Annotated in this window: 11 protein-coding genes; 5 read left to right on the plus strand and 6 right to left on the minus strand. The window is 37.1% G+C overall.

The window, feature by feature from the left end; translation table 11 throughout:
• Window positions 1-107: 107 nt before the first annotated feature.
• On the minus strand, window positions 108-632 hold the full coding sequence (locus tag AC1RJ8_RS08150; RefSeq protein WP_492953559.1) for a hypothetical protein: 525 nt from the start codon (window positions 630-632) through the stop codon (window positions 108-110).
• Window positions 633-816: 184 nt separating this feature from the next.
• Window positions 817-1,596, minus strand: a complete 780-nt coding sequence (locus AC1RJ8_RS08155) for an SAM hydrolase/SAM-dependent halogenase family protein (RefSeq protein ID WP_057934213.1) — start codon at window positions 1,594-1,596, stop codon at window positions 817-819.
• Window positions 1,597-1,699: 103 nt separating this feature from the next.
• Here AC1RJ8_RS08155 and AC1RJ8_RS08160 point away from each other — a divergent pair, with 103 nt between their 5' ends.
• From AC1RJ8_RS08160 to AC1RJ8_RS08175, 4 genes are all read left to right on the plus strand, one after another.
• Window positions 1,700-2,659 (plus strand): PhoH family protein, encoded by a 960-nt coding sequence (locus AC1RJ8_RS08160; protein ID WP_492953558.1) that lies wholly within the window; start codon window positions 1,700-1,702, stop codon window positions 2,657-2,659.
• A gap of 134 nt (window positions 2,660-2,793) precedes the next feature.
• Complete coding sequence (locus AC1RJ8_RS08165; RefSeq protein WP_492953557.1) at window positions 2,794-3,738, plus strand: phosphoribosylaminoimidazolesuccinocarboxamide synthase; 945 nt, start codon at window positions 2,794-2,796, stop codon at window positions 3,736-3,738.
• 43 nt (window positions 3,739-3,781) lie between these two features.
• Window positions 3,782-4,159, plus strand: coding sequence for an STAS domain-containing protein (locus AC1RJ8_RS08170; RefSeq protein WP_426329623.1), 378 nt, complete (start codon window positions 3,782-3,784; stop codon window positions 4,157-4,159).
• 69 nt (window positions 4,160-4,228) lie between these two features.
• Window positions 4,229-5,134: a ribonuclease Z gene (locus AC1RJ8_RS08175; protein ID WP_492953637.1), complete on the plus strand. Its 906-nt coding sequence runs from the start codon at window positions 4,229-4,231 to the stop codon at window positions 5,132-5,134.
• 204 nt (window positions 5,135-5,338) lie between these two features.
• On the opposite strand, the gene AC1RJ8_RS08180 is transcribed toward AC1RJ8_RS08175, so the two are convergent.
• From AC1RJ8_RS08180 to AC1RJ8_RS08195, 4 genes are all read right to left on the minus strand, one after another.
• Window positions 5,339-6,621, minus strand: a protein-coding gene (locus tag AC1RJ8_RS08180; RefSeq protein WP_492953556.1) for an IS3 family transposase whose coding sequence is annotated in 2 segments (ribosomal slippage) — window positions 5,339-6,252 and window positions 6,252-6,621 — 1,284 coding nt in all. Because the reading frame shifts where the segments join, the coding sequence is not laid out codon by codon here.
• Between the two features lie 96 nt (window positions 6,622-6,717).
• Complete coding sequence (locus AC1RJ8_RS08185; protein ID WP_492953555.1) at window positions 6,718-7,671, minus strand: MlaD family protein; 954 nt, start codon at window positions 7,669-7,671, stop codon at window positions 6,718-6,720.
• A gap of 169 nt (window positions 7,672-7,840) precedes the next feature.
• Complete coding sequence (locus tag AC1RJ8_RS08190) at window positions 7,841-8,617, minus strand: N-acetylmuramoyl-L-alanine amidase family protein (RefSeq protein WP_492953554.1); 777 nt, start codon at window positions 8,615-8,617, stop codon at window positions 7,841-7,843.
• Window positions 8,618-8,629: 12 nt separating this feature from the next.
• The gene (locus AC1RJ8_RS08195; RefSeq protein ID WP_492953553.1) at window positions 8,630-9,493 is read right to left on the minus strand and encodes an N-acetylmuramoyl-L-alanine amidase family protein; all 864 of its coding nucleotides are present in this window, start codon (window positions 9,491-9,493) and stop codon (window positions 8,630-8,632) included.
• Window positions 9,494-9,657: 164 nt separating this feature from the next.
• Between AC1RJ8_RS08195 and AC1RJ8_RS08200 the strand changes: the two genes are divergently transcribed.
• The gene (locus AC1RJ8_RS08200; protein ID WP_492953552.1) at window positions 9,658-12,228 is read left to right on the plus strand and encodes a putative LPS assembly protein LptD; all 2,571 of its coding nucleotides are present in this window, start codon (window positions 9,658-9,660) and stop codon (window positions 12,226-12,228) included.
• The last annotated feature ends 3 nt before the right edge of the window (window positions 12,229-12,231 follow it).

The raw sequence follows: 12,231 nt of genomic DNA on the forward strand, positions 1-12,231 counted from the left end.
TGGTAAGAGCGCCTTATTTATCTTCACCAAGATTTTAAACATTCTCTTTTTCATAATTTGTCTATTATTTTTAATAATCAAGAAGCTACTAATATCCAATTGTAATTTTAAGCGCTGATTTTAGCAGTTTTATACCCTTGAAGTTTTTTGCTGAAGAAATAAAATCCACCTGCCATTACTAAAATTAAAAAGACGATGATGTAGGTTGATAGACCTCCTTTATTCTTTTTCTCTAAATCTTCTTTGAGCTGCGCATTCTGATCCTGTAGTTTTTTAATGGTTTGCATATAACGTTCCATACGCTCCTGAGAATTATCCGCCACAGCTACTTTCTGCCGGTTCTGCAAATCTTTATAATCCATTAATACTTTCAGCTCTTTGAAAATATTGTTGTCGGTTAAAACTACCTGACGAAGAATTTCATTGGAATTTTTAATATCACGTTTGGTTTGCCACCCGAATATTCCAGTTCGTTGGTTTAAACTTTCATCATACTGACCAAACTTGTTACTTCTTTCTACAAGTAATGAATTTACTTTAGCACGCTGAGCTGCATAGGCAGCGGTGTCTTGCTGTGCAATCGCCTGCATATTCAGCATCAAAAAAGAGAACAGATAAAAATATTTCTTCATGCGATATAAACGTGAAAAGGGTGAAAGTTGTTTTGGCTGGTTTATTGGTTCATTGGCCATTAGTTCATTGGTTAGCAAAGTGGTTATTCTGTTTCATCATTGCGAGCGCCAAAAAATAGTTTGCAATTAGTTGTTTAGGCACCATGCCAAATGAACCATTGAGCCAATGAACTACTGAACTTTCTTAAGGATGAAACTCCACCCGTACAATATCACCTAAATGCAGGCCTAATAAACCACTTGCTTTACCTTTATTAATTGCTATCTCCAAGTGGTTACTAATCCCAAACAGGCAAAGTTTTTCACCTTCCTGTACTTCGTTGTAATGCCAGCTCAATTGTGTAATGGTTTCGCTTTTTCTAAAGTATAAAGTAAAGTCCCTGTTTTTCTGGATTTTGGTAAACAGATCTTTAGTAATGTTGGTAATTACATTACAAAAAGTATCGATATATACCACACTACCGCGGATCACATCTCGTTCAATCACAGGATGTAAAAGCATCTTCTGCTCAATCTCTGCTACAGGTAAACCGATGTCTTTAAGTTTGCCACCCTTGGCCAAATGCGTTGCTGCTTTAACAAAAATATCAACCAAGGGAAAGTGTAGATATTTCAAATCCTGCATAATGTTCAGTTCTACCACATCTTCCGGAATATCGTCAAAAAGAAGGGAGAAAATACCATTATCAGCCCCTACAAAAAAGTGATCACGATGCTTTACAGCAATATATTTGGTGTTTTCACTGTATACAGAATCGATACCGATTAAGTGCACCGTATTCTTCGGAAAGTAAGGATAAGCGTTTTTTAGCACAAAGGCTGCGTACGAAATATTGAATGACGGAACCTCGTGGGTAATATCAACTAAATTAACATTAGGCATAAGACTCAACAGACTACCTTTAAGGGCACTCTGGTAAAAATCTTTTGAACCTAAATCTGTTGTTAAAGTAATTATCCCCATTAAAAATTCATTATTATTGCTTATTCTTGTGTACGGGCCTAAGCGTCTGCAAATATTCAAATTTTAATTAATATACCCCGATAACTTTTTAAAATACTACAGTTTGAACGAATTAAAATTAACTCTGGATACCGTAAATCCTGCTCACTTTTGGGGGCCGAATAACGAGAATTACGAAATGATTAAAGGTGCTTTCGCGAAGTTGAAACTGGTAGCGAGAGGTAGTGACGTTAAGGTTCTCGGTGATGAACAGGAACTTAAGACTTTCGAGGATAAGTTTAACCAGCTTATTGCACACCTCGAGAAATATAGCTCACTTACCAATAATGATGTAGAATCTATACTGGGTGCAAAGGTAGCCGGTGTAGTAAAAAAAGATGTAGAACAACCTACCGGAGGCGGTGGAGAGGTAATTGTTTTTGGCACAAACGGCCTTTTGGTTAAGGCACGAACTGCAAATCAGCGCAAAATGGTAAGCAGTATTGCTAAAAATGATATCCTATTTGCCATTGGCCCCGCCGGAACAGGAAAAACATATACTGCCGTAGCTTTGGCTGTTAGGGCATTAAAGAATAAAGAAATTAAACGGATTATTTTAACCCGTCCGGCGGTTGAAGCAGGGGAGAATCTTGGTTTCTTACCTGGCGATTTAAAAGAAAAAATCGATCCATATTTACGTCCGTTATACGATGCATTGGATGATATGATCCCTGCAGAGAAATTGAAATTCTACATCGAAAACCGTACGATAGAAATTGCGCCATTGGCATTTATGCGCGGACGTACCTTAGATAACTGTTTCGTGATTTTAGATGAGGCGCAAAATGCGACCGATATGCAGTTAAAAATGTTTTTAACCCGTATGGGGCCTACCGCTAAATTTATTGTCACTGGCGACGTAACACAGATCGATCTGCCTAAAAAACAGATGTCGGGTTTATTTAACGGCTTAAGGATTTTAGAAGACATTAAAGGTATTGATATTATTTACCTAAGTGGCGAAGATGTGGTAAGACATAAACTAGTGAAAGATATCCTGAAAGCTTACGGCGATATTCAGTAAGTCGTAGGTCAGAAGTCAGAAAAGTCCGAAGTTTAGGTCTTACAATAGAACTACTTCGGACTTTTGTTTTTTACCCTTCATCATCCGACTCCTGTCTTCGGACTTTCGGACTTTTTTCCTATTTTTATCCCCTCATGAAAGCACTAAAAGAAACTCATTTCAATTTTCCAAATCAAAGTAATTTTTACAAAGGCAAAGTTCGCGATGTATACACCATAGCTGACCAATTTATGGTAATGGTGGTATCAGACCGTATTTCTGCTTTTGATGTAGTATTACCTGAAGCTATTCCATTTAAAGGGCAGGTATTAAACCAAATTGCAGCTAAGTTTTTAGCAGCTACGCAGGATATCGTTCCTAACTGGGTTTTAGCCGTGCCAGATCCAATGGTTACGATAGGTCGTATTTGTGAGCCATTTAAAGTAGAAATGGTAATTAGAGGTTATTTGGCCGGTCATGCATGGCGCGAATACAGCGCAGGAAAACGTTCCGTGTGCGGTGTTTCTTTACCTGATGGATTAAAAGAAAACGATAAACTACCTCAGCCCATTATTACCCCAACCACAAAAGCTTCGGTGGGGCATGATGAAGACATTTCAAAAGAAGATATTTTAGCAAAAGGTATTGTTTCTATAACCGATTACGAAAAGTTAGAAGAATACACTTATGCACTATATCAACGCGGAACTGAGATTGCTGCTAAAAGCGGATTGATTTTAGTGGATACGAAATACGAGTTCGGCGCTGCTGATGGCGTAATTTATTTGATCGACGAAATACACACACCAGATTCTTCACGCTATTTTTATGCAGAGGGATATCAGGACCGCCAGAATAGTAATGAGCCACAAAAGCAACTTTCGAAAGAATTTGTAAGAAAATGGTTAATCGAAAATGGTTTTCAGGGAAAAGATGGACAAGTTGTGCCAGAAATGACACCTGAAATTGTAAATTCAATTTCAGAACGTTACATCGAACTTTACGAACAAATTGTAGGAGAGACCTTTATAAAAGCTGATGCTGATGCCATTTCTAGCCGCATTGAAACCAATGTTTTAAAGGCTTTAGAAACACTTTAAATTCGAAAGAAATTTATACATTAGTAAAATAAAGATTAGAGAGATGAAATTTTCAGTAGATAAACACGATAAATATGTAACCTTAAAGTTAGAAGAACCTAAGTTTACAAACGATAATGCTCCAGGATTAAAATCAGAGTTCTATTTGCTCAACGCAGAGGGATTTCAAAATATAATTGTTGATTTAAGTCATGTTACAGAGTGTAACGATGCGCAGGATTTAAGCTGCTTATTGGTTGGGGATAGGCTTTGCAAATCGGCAGGTGGATTATTTATTGTAACCGGAATTAATGATGAGTTGGCATCTATTATCGAATTATCAAACATATTTCAATCTGTAACGTTTGTTAATACAATAGACGAAGCAACTGATTTTATCTTTATGGATGAGTTGGAAAAAGAGTTTAGAGGCGCTAAATAACAAATATTTAAATAACATTCCGGCCTCGTAGTTTCTAAAAATCTACGAGGCTTTTTATATCTTATCATGATGAAATTTGAAGTTACAATTTTAGGAAGCAGTTCTGCAACTCCTGTATTTAACAGGAACCCATCGGCACAGCTTTTAAATTGTAATGAAAAATATTACCTCATTGATTGCGGTGAAGGCACACAACAACAATTGGCCAAGTACAACCTTAAAGCCGCCCGCATCGATTATATTTTTATCAGCCACTTACATGGCGATCATTATTTCGGTTTAATAGGCTTGCTTTCCAGTTTGCATTTAAACGGCAGGATAAAACCCATGCAGATATTTGGCCCCAAACCTTTATTAGAAATTTTAGAGATTCAGTTTAAATATTCTGATACCGTATTAAGGTATCCAATTGAGTTTTTTCCGATTGAAGCCGATGAGTCAAGACAGATATTCGAGAATAGTGATTTAACAGTTAAAACTATTGTTTTAAATCACCGTATCCCTACAACTGGCTTTATTTTTCAGCAGAAGAAACGACAACGTAAACTAATAAAAGAAAAGACTGATGAAGTGCCAATGGCGTATTATACGGCCTTAAAAAAAGGACTTGATGTAGAACTACCAAATGGCGATATTTTACGCAGTGAAGATTATACCATCGAGGCAGATGCACCAAGATGTTACGCTTATTGCTCCGACACCTTATTTGATGAAAGTTACTTTGCTACAATAAAAGATTGTGATACCTTATACCACGAAGCTACCTTCATGCATGATTTATTGGATAGGGCTAAAGAAACGCATCACACAACCGCTTTACAGGCAGCAGAGGTAGCCAAAATTAATGGCGTAAAGAAATTACTTATCGGCCATTTTTCTTCGCGTTACAAAACCTTACAAATGCTTTTAGAAGAAGCACAATCTGTTTTCGAGAATACCGAGTTGGCTGTAGAGGGGAGAACTTTCCATCTTTAGGGATTTTATCTTTTTACCACAGAGCACACAGAGGAATGCGCAAAGAACCATAGCGTTGCGTGGATGCCATTCGTCATCCTGAACTTGTTTAGGATCTAGAAAGATGCTGAAATAAATTCAGCATGACGAACGCTAAATGTCTAGTCCTTGAAAAAGTTGACTATTTATTTTACTAAATTATAAAATTAAAAGAACCATTAAAATCTATTTTGATGGTTCTTTTTTCTTCCACCGTTTTACAAATATCTTAGGTTTTGAGTGCGCTTGTCTCGGCGTTAACATATTTACTGAGGAGTGTAATCTCATCTGGTTATATAATTCAATCGCCTGGTGCACTTGTTTATATAATTGGGCTTTCCCCTTAAAGACTGCATCCAATCCAAATTCGTCCTTTAAAATCCCATTGACTCTTTCTGCGACTGCATTTTCATATGGATCACCATTTTCAGTCATACTGATTGTGATGTGGTTATGCGATAAAAGCCTGATATAATCATAGCTGCAATACTGTAGTCCCCTGTCAGAATGGTGGATGAGCTGATGCTCATATTCCCTCTTGCTTATGGCCATCTCCAATGCCTTTTTCGTAGACACAGCCTTCATATCGCCACAGACTTCATACCCCATTATTAGCTTCGAGCCTGCGTCGGTAACCAGATGAAGATATTCATTTCCCGCAACCGTTTGTAGATATGTTATATCTGAAACCCATAGCTGTTCAGGCATGGTAAGTTCCAGGTCCTTAATTAGGTTGGGGTATTTCCTCATCCAGTGCTTCGAATCAGTTGTTCTGGTATACTTGCGTTTCCGTTGGACTAGCAGATGCTGTGATCTTAATATCCCAAAAAGTTTGTCGCGTCCAACCCTCATGTTCTTGCGGGACATGCTTTCCCGTAACATCACATGCAGCTTACGGACCCCGGTCCGCGGTAGCTTATGTCGAATGTTCAGTACCATCTCTTTGATCTCCTGCTCTGCAACAGTCTTTTTTGAGCTATTGGATCCTGCCTTATAGAAAGCCTGTTTCGTGTAGCCAAACAGCTTGCACAACTTAGTAATAGTGTTCTTACTGGATAAAAGTGCTATTTCTTGAACTGCTTGGCGCCAGACTTTTTTCGGATCTCGATGTTCAGTTCCCGCTCCGCGATCTCAACAAATTTCTTGTACATGGAAAGCTGATGTTCTGCTTCCCTCAACTTCTTTTCCAATGCCTTGTTCTCTTGCTTTAACTCGGACTCAAGCTCTTTGAGTCGCTGTTGATCATTGTCCTTCATAGGCCTGCCAATGCTTTTATATCTTGGATAGGCTAATTTACTATATTTTCGCAACCAATTCTGAATACACTGATTGCCGCGGATATCGTATTTACGTTGCAACTGGTCTTTATTCAAATGACCGTTCTCGTATTCCTCTACCACTAATCGCTTGAAACTCTCACTGTAACTCCGGGGTGAACGTTGCAGTTTTTTTAAATTATTATTGACCATTTTGTTAAGATTTGGTCAACCTTTTTTAGGACTCCACAAAAACAAAAAAAGCCCTACAATTTAAAACTGTAAGGCTTTCGAATTTATAAAAATTAATTACTTGTCTTTTTTGTTGCCACCTCCAAATACCGAGAAGTGTACATAACGTTTAGGATTAGCTTTCAAATCGATCATTAATTCATCAAGATTTTTTGAAGCACTATTTAAATTCTGATACATTTTATCATCATTTAACAGCAATCCTAAACTGCCTTTTCCATCTTTAATTCCTGAAATTACACTTTGTAAGTCAGCGATAGCATTGTTTGCATTATCTAAGGTTTGTTTAAAGTTAGCAGCGGCAAACTTATCGGTAACCGTATTAATGTTGGTTAAGATATCGCTGATTTTTTGATTATTGTTATTCAGGTTGGCCGTAATACCTTCAACGTTTTTGAAAATTGCTGCAATACGTGCGCTTTCTGAACCTACTAAACCATCAACTTTTTTCGATGTAGTTTCTAACGAAGCTAATGTGCCAGCTATACTGTTAAAGCTTTTATCGACATTTTTCTGAAAGTTAGGGTTCAGAATAGAGTTTACACTACTTAGAATAGAATCCATTTTGCCGATAATTAATTCTGCTTTCTTTTGAACCGGCTGTACCTGTTCCATTAAGCCTTTTTCTACATTTGCGTTTAAGGTGTAACCATCTTCGGCCATCTTTTTCGAATTACCTAACGACATTACAATAGCCTTGCTACCTAAAAGATCTGTACCTTCTAAACGGGCAATACTATTTTCTGGAATTTCATATTTGCTGTTTACACTTAAGGTGGCAATAATACTACCGTCTGGCTGTAAATCCAATTTGGCCACCCGGCCAATCTGATAACCATTAATTAGGATAGGTTTTGAAACACTTAAACCATCAACCCTCGTATATTTTGCATATAATGTAGTTTCATTTGAGAAAATTGAATTTCCTTTTAAAAAATTATATCCAATTATTAATAAAGCAATGGCAAATGCAGCTAAAATACCTACTTTGGTTTCGTTCTTAATCTTCATGAGTGTTTTATTTAATGGCTACAAGCGCTGAAGGTATTCTTTCTTCACTTGTTAGAGCGTAATTAATTCTTGTGCTAAACCCTATAAATACACAAAGGCTGCACTATTTGTTTGGTACCTTGTTTTATATTTTTTCCAAAGGTAAAATAAACATCATTTATAATGCCACTTATTTAACCTCAATATTTTTTTTATATGTTTTTATTGCTTCCAAAATAGAATTGGCGATTTCGCTTTGTCCATTTTGGGAATTAATATATTTTTCTTCCTCTGTATTCGAGATAAAACCGACTTCTGTTAAAACGGCGGGCATACCACAACGCTGCAGTACTAAAACGCCTTGCTCTTTAACACCTCGGCTTAATCGCTCATCCCGCTTGATATAACTGTTCTGTATTAATTTGGCAAAATTAATACTTTTGTCCCGAAAGGCATTTTTTAAAAGCGATAAAAGGATAAAACTACTCGGGTTACTTGGATCATACCCATCATACTTACTTTTGTAGTTCTTTTCCAATTTAATATCGGCGTTCTCACGTATGGCCGCATCCTGTTCTTTTAACCGGTGCGACCCCGCAACCAATGTTTCTACTCCTTTGATATGCTTGTTGCCTGGAGGCATTGAATTGCAGTGTACCGATATAAAAAGATCGGCATTAGCTTCATTCGCTATTTCCGCCCGCCTGTATAAATCAACATCTATATCCGTTTTACGCGTAAAAATTATTTTAACATCCGGCATTTGCTCCTTTAATAAGGCGCCTAGTTTTAATGCAACCTTTAAAGAAACATCTTTTTCTTTCGAAAAACTACCAGAGGCTCCAGGTTTTCTGCCGCCATGGCCGGGATCAATAACAATTGTTTTGATCTTATAACCTTGAGCAGGTGCTTTTTCAGCAATTAGTAACGAAAAGAAAAGTATTGTAATCAGAAGTTTAATCTTCATGCAGGAGGGATGTTAAAATGAGGTTTCAGCGATACGTTTATAATTTTTAATTGCTTTAATAATTCCACTTACAATTTCATTTTGTCCTTCAGGAGAATTCATGTAATCTTCTTCATCTGGATTACTCACAAAACCAATTTCAGTTAACACAGCAGGCATAGCTGCACGGGCCAATACCGCAAGGCTTTTTTCTTGTACACCTCTGTTGATCCGGCCTGCATTAACATATTCTTGTTGAAGCATTGAAGCAAACTTTAAACTCCTATCTCTATTGGTTTGTTTCATTAACGATAACATAATGTCACTCTCAGGGGTATTTGCAATAAATCCCTCATAGTTTTTCTGATAATTCTCTTCCAGAAACATCGATGCATTTTCTCGTTTGATCACCTCATCCTGCTCACCTAAGCGGCGAGTTCCCGACACGAATGTTTCTGTTCCCCTCGTTGAGGTACTTTTAGATGTAACCGTTCTATAAACAGGTACTTTTCTGCCTCTTACTTTTTTGTAATAATCTACCACTCTCGATACCCGAACCGGCATATCATTTAAGTGGATAGAAATAAATAAATCGGCCTTTGCATTATTTGCAATATTGATACGCTCGTATAAAGGAATAAATACATCCGACTCCCGGGTATAAATCACTTTGATATCTTTCAAACTATCTTGAAGCGCCCGGCCAAGGTTCAATGCCGTTTTAAGTGCCACATCTTTTTCCTTCGAGTATACACCATGGGTTGCACCATCTTTACCGCCGTGACCGGCATCGATCACAATTGTTTTAATTTTATATTCTTGCGCAAACACCTGATTATCAATCGAATTTGATAACACTAAGTAAATAATAATTGTTAAAATGGATTTAAGATACATCAATGGTATATTTTTCACTAATTTTGAACGTTTTTGATTAAACATTTGTGCAAAAATAACATTCAAATACGAATTTGAAACTTCTTAAGAGCTCTATTTTACTAATATCTGTCATTTTATTAACACTTGTTGTTGGTAAAGCTAACGCATTTTCTCATTTTTCATTGCAACAAATCATCCGGCAAGACACAACCAAAAAGGATACGACTAAAAAGACAGGTAAAAATAATAGCAGTATCGACCAGAAAGTAGAATACAAAGCGGAGGATTCCGTAAAAATGAGTGCCGATAAAAGCATTGTGTATTTATACGGAAACGCAAGGGTTGTATACGGTGATTTTGAGCTAGATGCGGCTTATATCAAATACGATAAAAAGCAAAATTCCATATTTGCACGTGGTATTAAAGATCCGAAAACTGGTAGATATACCGGAAAACCAATCTTTAAATCGGGTGCTGATGGAACAGCCATTGCCGATTCTATTTTTTACAATTCAGAAACAACACGGGCCAAAGTATATGGTGTTTTTTCTGAACAAGAGGGAGGTTTCTTCTCTGGTGGGCAGAGTAAAAAGCAAATAGATGATGAGCTGCACATTAAAAATGTAATGTACAGTACCTGTAATCTACCGCATCCGCATTTTGGATTAATGATTTCTAAAGGGGTGGTAACAGAGAAACAGATTATTACCGGGCCTGTTTACATGATTATCGAAGATATCCCCACGTTTCTGGGGCTACCGTTTGCTTTTTTTCCAAAACCTAATAAACGAACATCGGGTGTAATCCTTCCTACGCCGGGCGAAGATGCAACCAGGGGGTTTTTCTTGCAAAACGGTGGTTATTACCTCGGATTGAATGATTATTGGGATGCTAAACTTTTAGGCTCTATTTATACCAATGGCTCTTATGAAACAAGTTTGCTGAGCAATTACACCAAAAGATATAAATACAACGGTAACATTAACTTGGCTTACTCTAGTTTTAAAGATGGTTTAGAAGGTACCGAGGCATTTAGAAACCCCACTAAAAACTTTAGTATCAATTGGAGCCATAGCCAAAATGCCAATGCCAATCCGGGTACAACATTTAGTGCAAGTGTGCGATTGGTATCTACAGGAAGAAGAGGTTATTATAAAAATACTGCAGCAGGTACCACTTACGACATTAACACCATTGCAACCAACTCAACAAGTAGTAGTATCAGTTATGCTAAGGCTTATTCGAATGGGATGAATTTCTCTTTGGCTGCATCAAGTGATCAGACTTTAAGTACAAGAGCGATATCGTTAAGGTTGCCCGAAATGACATTCAACGTACCTACATTTAACCCGTTTCGACCTAAAGATGCAGTTGGCGAGCAAAAATGGTATGAAAAAATAACGGTTGGCTATAGCTTACAGGGAACCAACAGAATTGATACTTTTGATAGTTTGTTGTTCCAAAATGATGGTTTAAAGCGATTAAGAAGTGGATTTTCGCATAGTATTCCGATAAATATGTCTTTTACTGCCTTAAAATATTTAAACTTTAGTTTGGGCGGTACCTATAATGAGGTTTGGAATTTTCAGAGTGTAAATAGAAGATATACACAGTTTGCCGATAATACCTATACTTTTAGAGAAGATACCCTCAGTGGCTTTAAAAGAGCGGGCAGCTACAGCCTATCAACCAGTATGTCGACTAAAATTTATGGCAGAAGAGATTTTAATCCAGCTGGCAAAATTCAGGCACTAAGACATGTAATGACTCCAAATGTTTCCTTCTCTTATTCTCCGGATTTTACGAAAGCAGGAGCGGGGCCTTTTAGACCTGCAATAGACCAAAATGGCAATCAAATTTATACTAGTGGACAACCTTTAAAATATTCCATTTTTGATGGTATGGCACAGCCAGGCTCTTTTGGCGGCCCTAATGCATCCATTGGTTTCGGCCTGGATAATACCGTAGAACTGAAGGTGAGGAATAAAAACGATACGACCGGAACAGGCTCAAAAAAGATCCCAATTATTCAAGGTTTGAGTTTTAGTGGTTCATATAACTTTCTAGCGCCTTCTTATAAATTATCAACCATTGGTTTTAGTGGCCGCTCGCAGTTTACCGATAAATTAGGGATAAATTATAATGGAACATTAGATCCGTATGCTTTAAAAGACACAACAGTTAACGGTCAAACCATTAAAATAAGAGAGGATCGTTTATTTTTCCAAAAGAACAAATTCCTGCCACGTTTAACCAACTTTGGGTTCTCATTCGATTATAGTTTAAATCCAGAGGCATTAAAACGTAAAAATGAGGCTAATGATAAATTAGGCGAAGCCGCCAATAAAAAAGGATTGACCGATATACAATCGGAACAATTGGCGGCAATAAGTCGTGATCCAAATGCTTTCGTTGATTTTAACATTCCCTGGAATTTCTCTTTCTCTTACAGTTTTCAATATTCGAATGACGGAAACAACAATACAATTTCGAATACACTAAACTTTAATGGCGATGTTAACTTAACACCAAAGTGGAAAGTTACTTTTAACTCCGGTTACGATTTTAAGAACAATGGCTTAACCCCAATGAATTTAGCTATTTACCGCGATTTACATTGCTGGGATATGAGTGTAAACTGGGTTCCATACGGTGCATACAAAAGTTATTCTGTTACTATAAAAGTTAAGGCATCGATATTACAGGATTTGAAATTGAGCAAAAGACAAGGTTTTTACAGCACATACCAATAAATT

The organism is Pedobacter sp. GW822-FHT03F06 (assembly GCF_058801365.1).

Bases quoted from the DNA above. Each gene is read 5' to 3' on its own strand.
- AC1RJ8_RS08175 (WP_492953637.1), top strand. From the start codon at position 4,229: ATGAAATTTGAAGTTACAATTTTAGGAAGCAGTTCTGCAACTCCTGTA.
- AC1RJ8_RS08190 (WP_492953554.1), bottom strand. From the start codon at position 8,617: ATGAAGATTAAACTTCTGATTACAATACTTTTCTTTTCGTTACTAATT.
- AC1RJ8_RS08195 (WP_492953553.1), bottom strand. From the start codon at position 9,493: ATGTATCTTAAATCCATTTTAACAATTATTATTTACTTAGTGTTATCA.
- AC1RJ8_RS08165 (WP_492953557.1), top strand. From the start codon at position 2,794: ATGAAAGCACTAAAAGAAACTCATTTCAATTTTCCAAATCAAAGTAAT.
- AC1RJ8_RS08170 (WP_426329623.1), top strand. From the start codon at position 3,782: ATGAAATTTTCAGTAGATAAACACGATAAATATGTAACCTTAAAGTTA.
- AC1RJ8_RS08155 (WP_057934213.1), bottom strand. From the start codon at position 1,596: ATGGGGATAATTACTTTAACAACAGATTTAGGTTCAAAAGATTTTTAC.
- AC1RJ8_RS08185 (WP_492953555.1), bottom strand. From the start codon at position 7,671: ATGAAGATTAAGAACGAAACCAAAGTAGGTATTTTAGCTGCATTTGCC.
- AC1RJ8_RS08150 (WP_492953559.1), bottom strand. From the start codon at position 632: ATGAAGAAATATTTTTATCTGTTCTCTTTTTTGATGCTGAATATGCAG.